General features: G+C 45.6%; 14 protein-coding genes. 12 read left to right on the top strand and 2 right to left on the bottom strand.

Annotated elements, in window-relative coordinates:
- Nucleotides 1–50: 50 nt before the first annotated feature.
- The 7 genes from VJL_RS29645 to VJL_RS06550 all read left to right on the top strand — a co-directional run bounded on the left by VJL_RS29645 (nucleotide 51) and on the right by VJL_RS06550 (nucleotide 5,529).
- Nucleotides 51–206 (top strand): DUF5993 family protein, encoded by a 156-nt coding sequence (locus VJL_RS29645; protein ID WP_005429588.1) that lies wholly within the window; start codon nucleotides 51–53, stop codon nucleotides 204–206.
- A gap of 12 nt (nucleotides 207–218) precedes the next feature.
- Nucleotides 219–758: a disulfide bond formation protein B gene (locus VJL_RS06575; RefSeq protein ID WP_038876637.1), complete on the top strand. Its 540-nt coding sequence runs from the start codon at nucleotides 219–221 to the stop codon at nucleotides 756–758.
- A gap of 217 nt (nucleotides 759–975) precedes the next feature.
- Nucleotides 976–2,202, top strand: a complete 1,227-nt coding sequence (gene gltS, locus VJL_RS06570) for a sodium/glutamate symporter (RefSeq protein ID WP_038876636.1) — start codon at nucleotides 976–978, stop codon at nucleotides 2,200–2,202.
- Between the two features lie 148 nt (nucleotides 2,203–2,350).
- Nucleotides 2,351–2,605 carry a hypothetical protein gene (locus tag VJL_RS06565; protein WP_038865015.1) on the top strand — a complete coding sequence of 85 codons (255 nt, stop codon included), beginning with the start codon at nucleotides 2,351–2,353 and terminating at the stop codon, nucleotides 2,603–2,605.
- A 373-nt stretch (nucleotides 2,606–2,978) separates the two neighbouring features.
- Nucleotides 2,979–3,995 (top strand): GGDEF domain-containing protein, encoded by a 1,017-nt coding sequence (locus VJL_RS06560; RefSeq protein ID WP_038876635.1) that lies wholly within the window; start codon nucleotides 2,979–2,981, stop codon nucleotides 3,993–3,995.
- A 65-nt stretch (nucleotides 3,996–4,060) separates the two neighbouring features.
- Nucleotides 4,061–4,876 (top strand): helix-turn-helix domain-containing protein, encoded by an 816-nt coding sequence (locus VJL_RS06555; protein WP_038865011.1) that lies wholly within the window; start codon nucleotides 4,061–4,063, stop codon nucleotides 4,874–4,876.
- Nucleotides 4,876–5,529: a LuxR C-terminal-related transcriptional regulator gene (locus VJL_RS06550; protein WP_038865010.1), complete on the top strand. Its 654-nt coding sequence runs from the start codon at nucleotides 4,876–4,878 to the stop codon at nucleotides 5,527–5,529. Before VJL_RS06555 ends, VJL_RS06550 begins: the two co-directional genes overlap by 1 nt.
- 78 nt (nucleotides 5,530–5,607) lie before the next feature.
- On the opposite strand, the gene VJL_RS30190 is transcribed toward VJL_RS06550, so the two are convergent.
- Complete coding sequence (locus tag VJL_RS30190) at nucleotides 5,608–8,016, bottom strand: beta-mannosidase (RefSeq protein ID WP_038876633.1); 2,409 nt, start codon at nucleotides 8,014–8,016, stop codon at nucleotides 5,608–5,610.
- 292 nt (nucleotides 8,017–8,308) lie between these two features.
- On the opposite strand from VJL_RS30190, the gene VJL_RS06540 reads away from it, so the two are divergent.
- Nucleotides 8,309–9,892: a BCCT family transporter gene (locus tag VJL_RS06540; protein ID WP_038865353.1), complete on the top strand. Its 1,584-nt coding sequence runs from the start codon at nucleotides 8,309–8,311 to the stop codon at nucleotides 9,890–9,892.
- Between the two features lie 102 nt (nucleotides 9,893–9,994).
- Here VJL_RS06540 and VJL_RS06535 read toward each other — a convergent pair whose 3' ends face one another.
- Nucleotides 9,995–11,596 carry a long-chain fatty acid--CoA ligase gene (locus tag VJL_RS06535; protein WP_038876632.1) on the bottom strand — a complete coding sequence of 534 codons (1,602 nt, stop codon included), beginning with the start codon at nucleotides 11,594–11,596 and terminating at the stop codon, nucleotides 9,995–9,997.
- Nucleotides 11,597–11,939: 343 nt separating this feature from the next.
- On the opposite strand from VJL_RS06535, the gene VJL_RS06530 reads away from it, so the two are divergent.
- From VJL_RS06530 to VJL_RS06515, 4 genes are all read left to right on the top strand, one after another.
- Nucleotides 11,940–12,599: an HAD family hydrolase gene (locus tag VJL_RS06530; protein ID WP_038876630.1), complete on the top strand. Its 660-nt coding sequence runs from the start codon at nucleotides 11,940–11,942 to the stop codon at nucleotides 12,597–12,599.
- Between the two features lie 180 nt (nucleotides 12,600–12,779).
- Nucleotides 12,780–13,436 (top strand): TetR/AcrR family transcriptional regulator, encoded by a 657-nt coding sequence (locus VJL_RS06525; protein WP_038876627.1) that lies wholly within the window; start codon nucleotides 12,780–12,782, stop codon nucleotides 13,434–13,436.
- Entirely contained in the window at nucleotides 13,423–14,751 is a 1,329-nt protein-coding gene (locus VJL_RS06520) for an efflux RND transporter periplasmic adaptor subunit (protein ID WP_038876625.1), read from the top strand. Before VJL_RS06525 ends, VJL_RS06520 begins: the two co-directional genes overlap by 14 nt.
- The gene (locus VJL_RS06515; RefSeq protein ID WP_020196082.1) at nucleotides 14,748–17,849 is read left to right on the top strand and encodes an efflux RND transporter permease subunit; all 3,102 of its coding nucleotides are present in this window, start codon (nucleotides 14,748–14,750) and stop codon (nucleotides 17,847–17,849) included. The genes VJL_RS06520 and VJL_RS06515 overlap by 4 nt, the downstream gene beginning before the upstream one ends.
- Nucleotides 17,850–18,239: the final 390 nt, after the last annotated feature.

Below are 18,239 nucleotides of genomic sequence, written 5' to 3'. Positions count from 1 at the left end.
TTCCTATAGTTAAAAGGATTGAAATCAGAGAGTAAGGAAGGAACTCCCTCATGATGACATTAATCTTTTTGCTGTTATTAATTGCGATGCTCAGTGCATTTTTAGGTAAGAAAGCGGTGGGCTATGCCTTCTTTGCTTCCTCGGTGATCATTGGATTGTATTGGTTCAATCATCACGCCACCGACCCTCTATCCATCTTGTTGTAAGGGGGATTGCACATGAATCGAAACTATCTGGCTTTGCTCAATACCCTTGGTTTACTGGGCATGACAGCCGTTCTACTGATTGGCTTTGTTCTGCAATTTGTACTGAACGAGTTGCCTTGCCCTTTGTGTTTATTGCAGCGCATTGGCTTCATCATGATCATGTTCGGTTTCTTGTTGAACGTGGTGTATGGGCCGCAGTCGCGACATTATGGTGTGGTCCTTATCGGCGCACTCTATGGCGTCGCTACGTCACTGAGACAAGTCTCTTTACACGTGATTCCCGGTACGCCTGGATACGGTAGCCCTATCTTCGGGATGCACTATTACACTTGGGCGTTTGTGTTGTTTGTTGCCACCATTTTCGCGGTCGCCGTTATTCTGATGCTCACCAGTAAAGAGGAGTCTCCAGAACCATACGAAATGAGCAACCTAGGTCGCATCACATGTTTGCTGGCGATTTCTGTTGTGGCACTCAATGTTATTGGGACTTTTGCCGAATGTGGTCCTTATCAATGTCCAGACAATCCAGAAAGCTACTGGCTATTTCACTAACGAGTTCTTAATCGAAGCAAGAGGAGTCATGCATAGGTACATGTGACCTTGTATTACTCCTCTTTTCTATCGGTTACGAAAATACGATTCTTAACACAATCCGACTTGGTTCAAATTCGTTGGTATGCAATTGGATGTCATACAAACATGTCAGTATGTTTAGAGATAAACGTACCGATTAATTCTCTCATCATGTTTTACCAAAGCAGGAGTGGTTATGAACTTTGTCGACGGTGTATTACAGGTCGAATCTTTTCTCGCGGTGACCCTCGGGATCATCGTGTTGTTTTTAGGCAGGCGCCTAACCCAAGCCAGCAGTTTCTTAAAGGAATTCAGTATTCCTGAACCCGTTTCCGGCGGCATCTTAGTATCAGTGTTGTTCGCCGTTATCCATTACGTCACTCAAATCGATGTCCAATTTGATCTTGCTACCCGAGACTTGTTGTTGGTGTATTTCTTTACCACTATCGGCATCAACGCCAGTCTGCAAGATCTGTTCAAAGGCGGTAAGCCATTATTGATCCTGCTTTCGGTCACCATCGGTTATATGTTGATTCAAAACCTAACCGGCATTGGAATCGCGACCATGTTAGATCAGCCAGAGGCGGTTGGCTTGTTGAGCGGCACGGTATCTCTGATCGGCGGACATGGAACCGCGATTGCGTGGTCACCTCGCATCGCTGAAATATTCGATCTTGATACCGCAATGGAAATCGGCATCGCAAGTGCAACGTTTGGCTTGATCTTAGCAAGCTTGATGGGCGGGCCGATTGCAAAATACCTGATCAACAAACACAACCTAAAGCCAGCTAAAGTGGAAGAAATGGACGTGGGTACGGCGCAGGATGAACCGCAACCGTCTATCAATGCTTATGACTTCTTAGATGCGATGTTAGCGATCCATGTTTGTATCATCTTGGGCGCGATTTTAAACGAAGGCGTAAGCAGCTTAGGACTGGAATTGCCGTTGTTTGTGACCTGTTTGTTTGCCGGTATCTTGATTTCTAACCTTATTCCCGCCTCTTACCCTCGCCTTACAGGTACTCGTTGGCCAGCAAGAAAACCAGCGGTTGCGTTGATTGCGGATATGGCGTTGGGCGCGTTTTTAGCCATGTCACTGATGAGCATGCAGCTATGGGCTTTGGTCGATTTAGCAGGACCTATTTTTATCATTCTTGGCGCGCAGTTCTTTGTGGCTATTTGCATCGCCATATTCGTCGTTTTTCCTCTAATGGGAAAGAACTACGACGCTGCGGTTGTTTGCTCTGGTTTTGGGGGGATTTCTTTGGGTTCTACCCCAACCGCAATGGCGAACATGTCGGCCGTTGCACAAAAATACGGTAACTCTCACCAAGCCTTTATTATTGTGCCTTTGGTGTGTGCTTTCTTTATCGATTTGGCGAACGCGCTGATCATCCCTTACTTCATCCGGTGGATTGGCTAATTAAGATGCTAACCGGTTAAAAAGGGGTCACTTCGGTGGCCTCTTGATTTAATCGTGCAAATATTGCTACCACCTTGCCCCTCACTCAGTTGTATAATGCTTGTCTTGTAATATTTTGTTACGAACGTCGTAACCCTTGAGAAGACGCATGAACAGCAGCAGATGGGTTGGCTTAACAGTCGGCACACTTTTTTTAATTGGTACATTAATTCTATTTGGATCAACTGTGCATTCCGCGTGGTACAAGATCCCAGTAGAAGCCGTAAATGGTATCGCATTCACTCTATCCTTCGGATTGGGGCTGAATCATCTTGTTGCCTATATATCCGCTTTTTTCACACTCGCTGCGCTATTTTATCTTGGTTACGCGATGGGTTACCGTATCCATCAAAAACTCAAGTAGACACCTCATACTTTAGACTGAATTTAAATTCACTAGTAGGATGTAAGTACTAGTTTTACCTCACTAAATTTGCCGTTTACCCACTTTTTATGCGGACATATTGAGATCGGGGCATTTTCCCGAAAACCGTATAGTTTTATGCAACCCTGCCTCATAGAATAGTTTATAAAAACGGCAGTAGGTATCGAGCAACTTTATGAAATGCAGTGTCGCTTGCAGACGAGAAAAACGCCCAAAAAAGCACATGCGCCTGGCATTTACAGACTCATGCGGGGTAAGTCGTTTCGTCTTTACAAGTCATCCATCCACACTCAATCCATACAGAATCCTCTCCTAGTCTGCCCATTATTTGCTGTTCCTTTGAGACATAACTATGGACAGAACACAGTTCACCAAAATTTTTACGCGCTATTACATGCGCTCTACGAGTTTGGGCATTCTGATTACCCTATTCGCTTGTGCAATTAGAGGGGTAGAATTTGTTGTATACCTTCCTTACCTGTTCGCCGCTGTCGCCTGCCTAACTTATCTTTGGGCTGGGCGCTTTTTCGTTCTCGAACAAAAAAACAAAGCGGTGGTTATTGCTCTTATCCTCGCATTCACACTCACTTTTTACCTATATTATTTTTTAGGCGGGCATTTTCTCTTTTCGTCGTTAGTGACGGTCAATCTCCTTTTAGCCTTAATTGAATTTGGCGTATTTTGGTCGCTAATTGCATACGCACTATCAATGGCTGCTTGCTTTAACATAGATTTGATAGTTGCAGGTAGTGACCCGTTTAAACTACAGGGTTTAAGTGAGTTCTCCATTCGGAGTACGTTTCTGTACCTGTTCAACCTTTTTATTTACAAAGGATTGCTTTCTATAGAGCGTTATTGGCAAAACGCTTGGCAAATGCAGTACGAACAGGTCGAAAAACTAGAAAGACTGCTCGAGATAGACGAGCTGACAGGGTGTTATTCCCGCTTTAAAGGCCATCAGTTAATTGAACATCAGATACAACGCGCTCAACCGTTTACTCTGTTGTACATCGACTTAGATAGCTTTAAAGCCGTGAATGATAAGTTCGGCCATGATGCCGGCGACAAGGTTTTGAAAGTCACCGCCCAACGGATCTTACAACTGCTGGGTAACGATCAATTTGCTACACGAATTGGTGGTGATGAATTCATCCTTTGTCTTCCCAACCTAGAAAGTACAAAGGATTTAGAACAATTTCAGTCTTTACTACAACACGCATGTAGTGCACCTATTTTCATCCATTTTCAAAACGTTCACATCGGTTTGAGTATCGGAATGGCGCGCTTCCCTCATGAAGGGAGTAACAGTGACGCGCTTATCCAGCATGCTGACCAAATGATGTACCTCACTAAAAAATCTAGAACATAGAAATTTGGCCCATCTCGGGCTGCTTCAAGCAATCAAAAAATATAATGAGTTCAGGACGTAGATATATGGTTAGCAAGTTAGAATTTTCGCATGCTGTTGCTGCAATTCGAAAGGAAAGGGGTTTGACTCAAGGCCAGTTAGCCGATGAGTTAGCAAGGAGTTACAGCGCTTTCGAAAGCTTAAATCAACCAACATTAAGCCAGTGGGAAAGCGGTAAAGTTACACCGAGTCTATTAAAGCGACTGGCCTTTTCACACTTCATCGGAGAACAATATCAATACACCTCCAGCGAGTATAAAAGAGTCAAAGCTTCTCAAAGTAAAAGTATTTATTTGAGCTTTAAAGACATTGTGTACGAATACCAAGTTACCGATGTAAAAAGTTGCTCCCTCAACCAAATCAGTGTGTCTGAATTCGAGCAAATCAACGCTGTACATAAGCAACTGATAACGCCAGGAGGCGTGGAAGATACACTTAACCAATTCGACCAATCCCCAAGTAAAGCTCGGCTTTATTACTGTAAAGGTATGTTAGTCGGACACATGATTTATCAGGAGCTGAGATCTGAATTCAGGATTCTTAGCCTATGGCATTTAGGCCGCTCAATTTTGAAGTTTTTGGTCTCTGACATTATTCAAGTAATGGGCAACGCGATCATCCACTTTCCTGTTCATGAGCCCGTGATTAAACAACTTTTGTTCGACATTTTTATACGGGATTTCTACCACCATCGGCGAGTCACCTTTTTTAAAGCGCCTGCTGCCAGGATATTTGAAAACCCCATGGTGAAACATTGCTTTGACGGATTACTCGATCTGGTGCTCTACCGCTTTCACCAAGTAGGAAATGAATTTATGCAGTCTCGACAGGAGGCAAACTAATGATGTACGACAATCCAACCAACAACACTATTTTATTGTTCACCTTCAACAATATTCAAGGCAGAGGATTACAAACTGCAATCGAGCAGCGCTTAGGGCAACCCGTTTTATTAGCCAAAGGGGCGGATGTGGAACTACCCGTTCACTATGACGAACACTATGTCGCGATCGTTGACAGCTCTCTACCCGACCTCTGTGATGTTAAAGTCACATTGAGTGAACTTCACCACGTCGACGCTACGATATTAGTCAATGCCGAACCAAACTTAGGTGTAGAGAGTTTACTCAGCTGGTCTAACCTAAAAGGTTTATTTTATTTTGAAGACGATTTCGACAAAGTAATCAAAGGTCTTAAAGGAATCTTAAATGGGGAGAACTGGTTATCTCGAGATATTCTTAATCGATTGATTGGCTACTTGATGAACTTAAATCACACCGTTACTGAGTTAGACAGTAAGCTCGATATTGAGCTCACGCGGCGAGAAATGCAGGTATTGACCGCACTATGTCAAGGAGGCTCGAACCTGGATATCGCAGACTCTTTGTTTGTGAGCGAGCACACGGTGAAATCTCATCTATATAGCATTTTTCGAAAACTGGAAGTCAAAAATAGAATGCAGGCCATAACTTGGGCTAAGCGTCATTTGTTTTAGCGAACCCAAGAAACAATAAAGGGAGCCCGTAAGCTCCCTTTTGCTGAATGTATTGTGCTTCGACTCGCTTAAGCTTTCTTATTGCATTAAATGGTAAACACGAAGTGACTCTGCCATCGCCGCCACATCCTTACCAAAAAACGTCACGGTTACAGGTTGTTCAGCAAGTAACGTCAAACTGGATTCGGAGAATCGACCATCCGTGTCCGCTTCTAGATGCACAAAGAATGCTGGCTTATCTGCCACCAGCGTGATTTGGTTGGCTTCTATCGTCACTTTGATGTTCGCCTTCTGCATCGGCAGGGTTTTCAGTTCATGAGTGCTAAACCATGTGTTCGTGATTCGCTCTTCGCCTGCTTGTCCCTCTACGTAGAGGAAGCCTGACTTCAATTCAGACGAATCAAACTGCCCATCCAACTGCCAGACAACCATGTTGCTGTCACTGGAAACGGTGTGCTCTAGCGACCAAGTTTGCTTCACTTCACCTTGCCAGTTCACCCAATGTAATTGCGCACTCACATCAACGGGTTCTTTGGCATCGTTTAGCAAATGGAGGCTCAGCTTACCGGTGTGCTCTGAGAACACCAAATACTGGGGCGCAAAGAAGCGTTTCGCATGGTAATGCAATTGCTTCCAACGGCCACTGTACTCCAAACTAGACCAAGAACTCACTGGCCAGTTGTCATTAAGCTGCCAATACAACATGCCACGACATATTGGAGAGATGGCGCGCCAATGGTCACAAGCAGTTTTGATTGCCATCGCTTGCTGAACTTGGCTTAAGTACAACATCTCCTCGAAGCCTGATGGGAAGCGGAAGTAACGAGTAAACATCTCTGTGATGATACTGTTACCACGAGGGTTCTTTTGGTGCTGCTCAAACGTTGGAGAGGTGACGTTCCAGTCTTGCTCTGGCACAAACTTCTTTGCCTCTGCAAAAGACGGCCAAGATTGGAAGCCAAACTCGGAACAAAAACGCGGGTTAATGTTTAGATAAGCATTAAACGATTTGCCTGAGTGCCAAACGTCCCAGAAGTGCATGTCACCTTTACTGTCATCATGCCACGCATCGCCAAAATCCAACTCGCCATTACAAGGTGAGCTCGGCCAAAAACGGCGTGAATCGTCTTGCTGACCAATGACTTGTTCGATCATTCGATTTAGACGATCGTAATTCACTGTGTATTTGACTTTGTTGTGCTTGGATTCGTCATACCAGCCAATCGCACCAATCACTTCATTATCGCCACACCAAAGTGCAATCGAAGGGTGCTCTTTCAAACGTGGGATTTGGAATCGCAACTCTTGTTCCACATCTTTCAAGAAATCGTCATCGGATGGATACAGCGAGCAAGCGAACATCATGTCCTGCCAAACCAACAGGCCTAATTCATCACACAGGTTGTAGAAAGTTTCGCTCTCATATTGGCCTCCACCCCAGACACGAATCATGTTCATATTGGCATCGATAGCACTCTGTAACAGATTGCGGTATCGGCTTTCACACTCTCGCCCCGGCATGGCGTCCACCGGAATCCAGTTTGCACCCTTAGCATTGATTGGCACGCCGTTAACGACAAACTCCATCGCCGAGCCATGCTCATCAGCTTGGTTGTTTAGACTCAGCTCTCGCAAACCAATCATGCGTGACAGTGATTGCTCACCACAAGCGACCGTTATCGGATAAAGATGCGCTTCGCCATAACCCGCAGGCCACCAGCGTTTTGGCTTGGAAATATGGAACTGACAGTGATAGTGACCACTTCCTTCGGTTTGAATCGATTGGCGCTGACCATCAAATTCAACAACAATTTCATGATGTTGGGTATCCGCTTCAACTTCGACTAAGACATCGATCTGCACACTGCCGTCAGCTTTCCATTGTTGCTCTGTCGCGAATCCTTTTAGCCACACATCTTCAACGACATCAATTAGAATCGGGTCATAAATACCAGAGACCATCAAGCAAATGCCCCAGTCCCAACCTGAATGACATTGGGTTTTACGAATCAAGTTCATGTGCGGGATCTGGTTGTTCCCCATCGCCGAAGGAATAGGGAATGGCAGTTTCTTTGCACGTTCTAGCCCTTCTAAATCCACACGGACAAACTCAACTCGAATCGCGTTAGTGCCTTGCTTTAAGTAAGGTTTGATATCAATACGTTGCTGGGCAAACATGTTGCTGCTAGTTAGTGCTTGCTCACCATTGATATAAAAGGTCGCTAAGGTGTCTACACGGGTTAGCGTCATCCACACTTGTTTGGCAGAGAGCACAGAACCATCGACAGCAAACTCGCGTTCAATATGCCAATCGCATTCTTCAATCCAACGAACCTTGGATTCATTATCTGCCACATATGGGTTAGGAATAAGCTCTGCTTGCAAAAGTGCAGAGACATTATCGCCAGGCAAAGTCATCGGAATATTGATGTCTGGACGCTGTGGCGAGGTAAGTTGCCACTGTCCATTGAGTTCAAAATGAGCCATAGGGTAAGACCTTTAATTTTTATTAGAACAGGTTGGCTCAATGTAATCCTGCGGTGTCCTTACAAGAATAAGGGAAATGTCATTTACATACGAAATGCGGCGCACTTCACGCAAAAAATCTCTACCTAGAAATCAGTAATTTGCCGCTTACGTAGACAATTATTCCGAATCTACGGTTATATTGAGGTGCTCAACGTGCTAGTATCAGCGGCTTTTTGATCATCCTCACACTTTTCGACCTATTTGTGTGAGGGAAATGCACGGCTTCCGAGCCCTAAAAAGCGAAGTAATTATGTCAAATATGACGAATGCCGCCTCTCATGCTCCTATTCAGGAGGCAGACTATTCTGCGATTCATCCTCCTTCCCTTATCAAGCGCCTTGAACTCACTAACCCTGTATTTTGGTTAAGTGGTAGCTTCCTTACTGTCTTTGTTCTGCTCGCTTTAACAAATACAGAATCTCTGACCGCGATGGTCAACGCAGGCTTTGGGTTTGCGACTCAATACTTCGGTGCCTTCTGGCAAGTATTACTCCTTCTGAATTTCCTTATTGGTTTGGCTATTGCACTAGGTCGTACGGGTTACGTACGTTTAGGCGGTTTAGCGAGACCTGATATCGACACCTTCAAATGGCTGTCGATCGTACTTTGTACCCTACTCGCTGGTGGCGGTGTATTCTGGGCTGCTGCAGAGCCTATCGCCCACTTTGTTTCTGCACCACCTCTGTATGGCGAAGCGTCGCCAAAAGCATCTGCAATCAATGCACTTTCTCAGTCTTTCATGCACTGGGGTTTCCTTGCTTGGGCTATCCTAGGTTGTCTTTCTTCAGTCGTTTTGATGCACCTTCACTACGATAAGGGCTTACCACTCAAACCTCGTACCCTGCTTTACCCAGTATTTGGTGACAAAGCGATCAACGGTTGGATTGGCGACGTCGCAGACGCATGCAGCATTATCGCCGTAGCCGCAGGTACTATTGGTCCAATTGGCTTCTTAGGTTTGCAGATCAGTTACGCCCTGAACTCGCTATTTGGCTTACCTGATACCTTTGTTACTCAAAGCTTAGTGATCGTCGCTGCGATTTTGATGTACACCTTGTCTGCCCTAAGCGGTGTAAGTAAAGGCATCCAGCTTGTGAGCCGTTACAACATCGTGTTGTCTGTGGCTCTAATTGGTTACATCCTGTTCTTCGGCCCAACCAGCTTTATTGTCGATGGTTACGTGCAAGGCATTGGCCGCATGGTAGATAACTTCTTTCCAATGGCGCTTTACCGTGGTGACACCGAATGGCTAAGTTGGTGGACAGTCTTCTTCTGGGGCTGGTTCATTGGTTACGGTCCGATGATGGCAATTTTCATCGCGCGAATCTCACGCGGCCGTACAATTCGCCAATTAATCCTTTCTATCAGCATTGCTGCACCATTGATCACGTGTTTCTGGTTCAGCATCGTTGGTGGCAGTGGCTTGGCGTTCGAGCTAGAAAACCCAGGTTTGATTTCATCGGCATTTGAGGGCTTTAACTTGCCTGCCGTTCTGCTTGCGATTACTTCTGAGCTACCATTCCCGATGGTGATTTCAGTATTGTTCTTGATCCTGACCACGACGTTCATCGTGACAACGGGTGACTCAATGACATACACCATCAGTGTGGTAATGACTGGCTCTACAGAACCAAACGCAGTGATCCGCTCGTTCTGGGGCTTAATGATGGGTGTGGTGGCGATCGCGCTTATCTCGATGGGCTCTGGCGGTATCTCGGCATTGCAGTCTTTCATCGTGATTACAGCTGTTCCTGTGTCTTTCATACTGCTTCCAAGCATCTGGAAAGCGCCGAGCATCGCTAACCACATGGCGAAAGAACAAGGTTTGATTTAATACACAACCAAGACTTTCGCGTCACTAGATAAAAATCGGCCCCGATACAAGTTATGTATCGGGGCCGAATATTATGGGTTGGATGCAAACAGCTTCACTACTTTACAGATGAAGTTTACGCAGCTCTTTCTTATCCACTTTACCGACGCTGGTTTTCGCAATATCGTCAACCATCTTCACTTTCAGTAGTAACGCTTCTCTGGCTAGAATGCCTTTGCTGATGAAGTCTTTGGCGAAACTTAACAACTCTTTCTCCGTTACTTCTGCATCATCTTTTAGCGTCACTAATGCCAACGGCACCTCGCCCCATTTGTTATGAGGCATGCCAATCACGGCGACTTCCGACACGGCCTGATGCTGGTGTAGAATGTCTTCCAGCTCCAAAGAACTGACCCACTCACCAGAAATCTTAATCATGTCTTTTACGCGGTCGGTGATCTTGATAAAGCCTTCATGATCGATATGCGCGACATCGCCAGTGTGCAGGTAACCACCACGCCACAAGGCTTTAGAGTTCTTGTTGTCTTTGTAATAGCTCGGAGTCAACCAAGGAGCGCGAACCACAATCTCACCCGCACTTTCGCCGTCGTGGGGGAGCTTGTTCATTTCATCATCAACAATGTAAGCGTCTACCAGCGCGACTTTCTTACCCGTTTTAGAGCGGTACTCCGCTTGCTGATCGATATCGAGTTCGAGTTGCTCAGGAGTCAGTTGAACAATAGACAGAATTGGTCCTGTTTCGCTCATGCCGTAACCCGCAAACACATCAATATCGCGCTCAAGGGCTGATTTACACAATGCTTTCGGTAGCGCGGCACCACCAATCACGACTTTCCAACCAGAGAAATCCATCGACTTGGATTTTGGTGAGCTCAACAACAGATGCAGGATGGTTGGCACACAGTGCGAGAACGTCACCTTCTCCTGTTCAATCAAGTTAAGAAGAACATCTGGTACATATTTGCCCGGGTAGACTTGTTTCACGCCAAGCATGGTCGCCATGTACGGAAGCCCCCATGCGTGGACGTGGAACATTGGCGTAATCGGCATGTAGATATCACCTTGATGCAGTCGACCTTGTGACGCATTGGTGCCGATGGTGCTCAATATGCCCATGGTGTGCAGAACCAGTTGGCGGTGAGTAAAGAACACACCTTTAGGGAAGCCCGTCGTACCTGTCGTGTAGAAAGTGGTCGCAACGGTATTCTCATCGAAATCAGGAAAGTTGTATTCCGTACTTTCTTGCTCCAGAAGGCGCTCGTATTCACATTCATCGTTATCGCGCAAAACCACGTAACGCGTAACAGTATCAATACGACCTTTGATCTGATCCAGAATTGGCAGAAATTCTTCGTTGATCAAGATAATGTCATCTTCTGCATGGTCGATGGTGTAAAGGATCTGCTCTGGAGACAAGCGTACGTTGATCATGTGTAGCTTTGCACCAATCATCGGGATGGCAAAGTAGCATTCAAGATAACGGTGTGAGTCATAATCCATTACCGCTACCGTATCACCTTTCTTCACGCCCATTTTGGTTAGTGCGTTTGCAAACTGTCTCACACGGTCATGAAACGTTTTATAGCTGTGACGACGGTGGTTCGCGTAGACGATTTCTTGCTCGGGGTTGAAAGCAACTGGGGAAAACAGCAAGTTTTTAATTAACAACTGATAATTGGATGGATCATTTACATACTGGTTCATATCGGGGATTCTTTTTGTATTTTTCTTAACGTTCGCTTTGCGCGAGTGGCGCTATTATCACTCAAAGACAAGACTGTATTCAGTACACAATATTGAGATCAGGTTCGAAAGACGCCATATATCTAAAGTACGCGGTTTCTAAAGTACCTCTGTATTGTAGCCTTCTATCACCAAGTCAGAAATGCTTCATCCCACGACTTAGTCATTAAGTTTTGTCGTGGTCAGAAAAAGTGCAACGAAACCGTCACAGTTTGTCGTTAGCATACGTCCCACACTCGTAAACCTCGCTCTATACTGACCGACACGTTACATCGACCTCAATCCAAACTGTGAGAAGCCAACTATGTCCAAGCCTTTGTATGTTTTTGATCTGGATGAAACCTTAATCAACGCTGACTGCGCAATGATTTGGAATGAATTTATGGTCGAGAAAGGTATCGCCATTGCGCCTAACTTTATTGAGGAAGATAAGCGTCTAATGGGCTTGTACGCAGAAGGCAAAATGGACATGGAAGATTACCTAACGTTCTCCATGAAGCCGCTAGAAAACATGCCGATTCAACAGGTCAACGCCTTGGTGGAAGAGTGCGTTGAAAACCATATTCTGGCTAAACAATTCCCGCAAGCCAAAACACTGATTGAACAACTGTCTCGTGATGAGATTGATATGGTCATCATCTCTGCCAGTGTCACTTTTTTGGTTGAAGCGGTTGGTCGACGTATCGGTATCCCTAACGCGCTCGGGATTGATTTAGTCGAACAAGACAACGGCTACACCGCTGAAATAGAAGGTATCCCGAGTTATCGCGAAGGCAAAGTTACACGCTTAAAACAGTGGCTAGAGACTCAACCTGAGACCTATTCAGACATTCATTTCTATACAGATTCGATCAACGACTTCCCACTGTGTGAATACGCCGGTTACGCCTATCTGGTCAATCCATGCCCTCGCCTAAAAGAACAAGCCGATAGACCGAATTGGACTGTGTTGAGTTGGGGGTAAAACAGCTCAACATCACTTACCCTCTTCACCAAATATCCAAGAGCAGGTCTAACTGCTCTTTTTTTGTGTCTCTCCTTCACAAATTAATCACTTGATTAAATACTGATTAATTTTTCACATGTCGTATAAGAAATCAGCACCTTATAATTAATCATATGTTTAATATTCTGAGAGACGATTGTGACGCAAGTTCATCGAAAGGCGGGAAGACCCACAGATAAAGTCGACGCACGTGAAAAGCTAATTTTCCATGCACGCGAACTCTTCACCATCATGGCCTACGACAAAGTGTCTACCCGTTTGGTGGCACAAAAGGCAGGGGTGAATGTGGCGATGATTCGCTACTACTTTGGCAACAAAGAAGGGTTATTTGAGACCATGCTGCGTGAAACGCTGTCACCGATGCAAAAGCAAATGCAGGCCTTATTGTCTGACAGTAATGAAAAGAACTTCCTCGACTTAATGCGTACCTACTATCGTGAGATGATCAAAGTACCGCAATTCCCCCGCTTGATTGCTCAAGTCATGCATATGCCCCCCTCAGAGACTCAACGTAAGTTACTAGAAAAAGTCTTTGCTGACATCAGCAAGCCGATGCAAGGCATTATGTTCGATAAGCTCATCGATAGTGGCGTTCTGCGAAAAGACGCCGACCCACAACTGTGCCGCGTTTCTTATATTAGTCTCATGGTGTTCCCATTTATGGCACCACCGGCCTTACTTGCGATTCATGGCATTGAGCTTTCTGAAGCCTTCTTGAACCGATTATTCGAACACAACATACAACTGATGAAACATGGATTTCTAGACTCGGGCGACCAATATGAAAATCAATAAAAAGCTTCTGTTCTTTCCTGCTCTTGCTGTCGGCGTCATTATCCTCTTTCTTGCGATTAGCCTTAAACCAGACTTACCCGTTAAACCCGCAGGTGATAGAGCAAGGCTGGTCGAGACAATTCCACTAGAGCTTAAGGCGATAGCACCTGTCGCAATTGGCTTTGGTAAAATCGCTCCGAAAGTTGAATGGAAAGCGATAGCCGAAGTGACCGGTAAAGTTGTTTACCGTCATCCGCAACTGGAAAAAGGACAAGTGCTGCAAGCAGGAACGGAAATCTTGCGCATCGACCCACTCGATTACGAATTGAAACTGGTTCAAGCTCAAGCCGATCTCAAATCTGCCCAAACCTCTCTGGCTAAGCTGAACCAAGAAGAAGCGAACCTCAAAAGCACACTCAAGATAGAAGCCAACCGTCTGGTTATCGCCAACAAAGAGTTAGACCGTAAACAAAACCTGCGTAAGAAAGGCCTAACGTCTCAATCAGATGTAGATCAGCAAGAGCAAAGCGCGCTCTCTCAACGTAAGTTAGTTTTGGACATAGAAAACCAAATCGGTTTGATGCCGGATGAAAAGCGTGTCGCAGAAGCCCTAGTTAAGGTCAATGCATCAAAGGTGGATGAAGCAAAACGTTCGCTTGATAAAACCATTATCACCCTTCCTTACAACTTGCGCATTGCAGAAGTCGAGATTGAGCAAAACCAAGTGGTTAATCTACAACAGACCATGGTGACAGGGCATGGTATTGATGTCATGGAAGTGGAAGCTCAACTGTCCATTCATGACATGCAAACTTTGGCGACGAGCATCGGTGAGTTTGTTCGTGATGAATCTGGTATTCCACAACCTGATATGAATGCGATTCATGCCAACATTGAACTCAGCAGCGGTAACCTCTCTGCAAGCTGGCCTGCGAAAGTTGCACGAATCAGCGAAACGGTTGATCCAAGCCAAGCGACGGCCGGTGTGATTCTGGAAATTGAACAAGACTACCGTGCATTAAACCCAACCTCTGCTCCGCCACTGGTGAACGGCATGTTTGTGCGTGCCTTGATTGAGGGACAAGAGAACCCGAGTTGGGTTATTCCAGAGCGTGCGCTTCATGGCGATAAGATTTACCTAATGGGTGATGACAATCGTCTGCAAGTGGTGACAGTTGAAGTGTTATATCGCCGAAATAACCAAGTGGTGATCGATGGTGAACTAGAGCAAGGCCAGAAGCTGATCATCAACGATTTGCTGCCTGCGATTAACGGTATGCTATTGAAAGAGTCCCCTGAACAGTCCGAAGCGGCTATTAAGGAGTCTGATTCATGATCCGATTCTTCGCCAAGCACCCAACAGCAGCCAACTTGTTGATGCTAACGCTGTTGATATTGGGGATTTCTTCGCTTTCCACGATTAAGCGGGAAACCTTTCCTGAGTTTGATCCGCCCTACATCCTCGCCGGTGTGGTTTACCCTGGCGCTTCCCCGCAAGAAGTCGAAGAGAGTATCTGTGTCCGCATGGAAGATGCTGTTGATGGCCTTGCTAACATTGAAGAAACGCAATGTGAAGCGATTGAAGGCTCTGCGCGTCTTATCTTAAAACTGAATGAAGAAGCCGACATCGGCCGCATGTTGGTCGACGTTCAAACTCAAATCAACTCGATTAATGACTTCCCACAAGAAATTGAGTCTCCCGTAGTCCAAGAGTTGGATTGGAATGAGCCAGTTGTGGATGTTGCGATCACCGCAGACACCACATGGCCAGAGCTAAAAGCTTATGCAGAACAACTTAAGCGCACATTGAAGCTCGATTACGATGTGTCTTTGGTTGAAGTTGCAGGCTTCTCTGACCACCAATACCGAGTAGAGTTAGATACTCAAGCTATTCGACAACTTGGCTTGAGTGTTGGTGATATTGCTGAGCAGATTGGTCGTCAGAACGTCAAGTTGCCAAGTGGTAATGTCGAAACGCCAGATAAGAACTTTCTGATCCGCTTTGACGAACGACGCGTGACGCCAGAAGAGCTTGAGACTATCGTCGTTGGCTCTGGTCCAAATGGATCAATCATCCGTCTAAGAGACATTGCGACGATTACCGACCGATTTGAATTAGATGAACAGAAAGTCCTCTTCGATGGTCACCCTTCTGCCCTATTAAAAGTCAGCAAAAACAAAGAAGACGACGCGCTGCGTATCAAGGAACGAGTTGCTCAATTTGTCGAAGAACAACAAGCCATCGCGCCTGACGGTGTGATGCTACAAATGACCAATGATCTTTCATCCGTGCTTTGGGATCGCCTGACCATGATGGTCAAAAACGGCTGGCAAGGTATCATTTTGGTCTTCGCCACCATGTGGTTGTTCTTTAGTTTTCGCTATTCCTTTTGGGTCGCAGCTGGTTTGCCCGTTGCCTTCTTAGGTGGGTTATTTTTGATGGCGCAACTTGGCCTGTCCATCAACATCATGTCTTTAGTCGGGCTACTCATGGCTATCGGAATCATGATGGATGACGCCATCGTTATTGCCGAATCGATTGCCGCTCACCTCGACCGAGGAGAAGAGATCGATGATGCCGTGATTAAAGGAGTGAAAAAGGTACTGCCGGGGGTGATTTCTTCCTTCCTAACCACGGTGTGTATTTTCGGTAGTTTGTTATTCCTGCAAGGTGAAATGGGTGCGGTGCTTAAAGCGGTTCCTCAAGTTCTGATCCTCGTACTGAGTTTAAGTTTGGTGGAAGCCTTCTTGATCCTACCTAACCACCTTTCTCATTCACTGCATAAACAAAAACAAGAGCGAAAGACACCGAAGTTCAAACAAAAGCTGCTCGCTTCTTTTGAAAACTTCCGCAACACCACCTTGGTCAACGCAGTGGATAAAGTGGTCGAGTATCGCTATGCCTTTATGGGTGGCGTGGTCGCCTTGCTTCTTATCTCCGCAGCCACGTTAGTTGGCGGTTTGCTCAAGTTTCAACCCTTCCCTGAACTGGATGGCGACATTGCAGAAGCGCGCATTATTCTTCCTCCGGGTTCTTCTCTGTCTCAAACGGAAGCTGTCGTCGATAAGATCGTCGCTTCCGCTCAAAAGCTAGATAAAGAATGGACAGAAAAAGTGGAAGACGGCAATCCATTGGTTCTGCACATCACCAGTCAATTCAATGCTAACGCCGACGCGAATGAATCTGGCCCTCACATTGCCACGGTACGTCTGGATTTGCTGGGCGCCGAGAGTCGTAACACACTCATCGATGAATTTATCGACGCATGGCGTGAAGACATTGGTGAACTTGCCGATCCTATCTCACTGGTATTTAAACAACCGACCATGGGGCCGGGTGGACGAGCGATTGAAATTCGAGCGAAGCATGATGATCTGGATGCGCTCAAAGCGGCCTCTATCGACATTCAGCAATACTTGAATGAGTTTGACGGTGTTCATGGCGTGTTGGATGACATGCGCATGGGTAAAGAAGAAGTCTTGGTTAAACTGCGTCCGGGTGCAGAAGCTTATGGGATTAACGGCCAACTCATCGCCAATCAATTGCGCGCGGCTTTCTTTGGCCAAACCGCAGACGAAATCCAAGTTGGGGTTGAAAACATTTCCATCGAAGTTCGCCTTGATAAAGCGCAAGCTGGTGACTTACAGCAATTGGCAAACTTCCCAATTATCTTGTCCGATGGCAGTCAAATTCCACTCGCGACCATTGCGACTTTGGATTTCCAACGTAATTACGTAAGAATCCAGCGCATCGATGGCTTGCGCACTGTGAGCGTATTCGGCGATATCGACAATACGAAAGCCAACTCAACCGCCATTATTCGTCAGTTCCAACAGGATGAAGCGCCAAAGTTGATGCAAAAGTATCCTGGTCTTCGCTTTGATTTTGAAGGCGAAGCCAAAGATACCGCGGAAACTGGGGCATCAATGGGTAAAGGCTTCTTGCTTGGTTTGTTTGGCGTGTTTGCGATTCTGAGTTACCAATTCCGCAGTTATTTGGAACCATTCGTCGTCATGCTTGCGATTCCCCTCGCCTTTATTGGCGTGGTATGGGGACACATCCTACTTGGTCACTCATTAAGTATGCCAAGTATGATGGGCTTCGTCTCACTAGCGGGGATTGTGGTGAATGACTCGATTCTGTTAGTTCAGTACATACGCCATCATGTCGATGAAGGGGATAATGTGCACGACTCGGTAGTCAAAGCCAGTCGAGAGCGCTTTAGAGCAGTATTCCTGACATCAATGACCACTGCAGCAGGTTTGCTTCCGTTACTGACTGAAACCAGCCTGCAAGCACAGGTTATCCAACCGCTGGTGATCTCCATCGTGTTTGGTATTTTTGCATCCACTCTGCTGGTGTTGTTTATGATCCCTGCCGCGTATGCCATTTTAGCTGACTTCGGCCTAGTCCATAAACACGAAGAAATCTAAAACGGACTGATAAGTAAACTTATCAAAATGAACAAGAGCGGCTTAGGTCGCTCTTTTTATTTTCAGTGAAAAGCGTTAAAAACAAAACAAACACTTAACAAATACAGGGTTATTATGTGGCATTAAGTGCAAATATGAACAATTGAGAATGCGGTATGTCGAGTTTTATATAACCAACCCCAATGATCACCGTAGGATTTATGATAAGTTTTATTATCAAAAACGACATTTAGCACAGTATAAACACACACAGACAACACATTCACAATTTGAACTAACGATAATGAAATCATTGATTGAAGAATTAACATTTTAACAATGATTACAACAATGTTAACTTTAGCCTCGTTGGTCGCACTGGTGGTAAGCCTCTCACCAAGCCTATTGTCA

The sequence above is a fragment of the Vibrio jasicida CAIM 1864 = LMG 25398 genome, assembly GCF_000400365.1.
GTDB lineage: Bacteria > Pseudomonadota > Gammaproteobacteria > Enterobacterales > Vibrionaceae > Vibrio > Vibrio jasicida.
The sequence above is the reverse complement of the archived record's forward strand: the minus strand, read 5'-3'. Positions and strand labels throughout refer to the sequence as shown.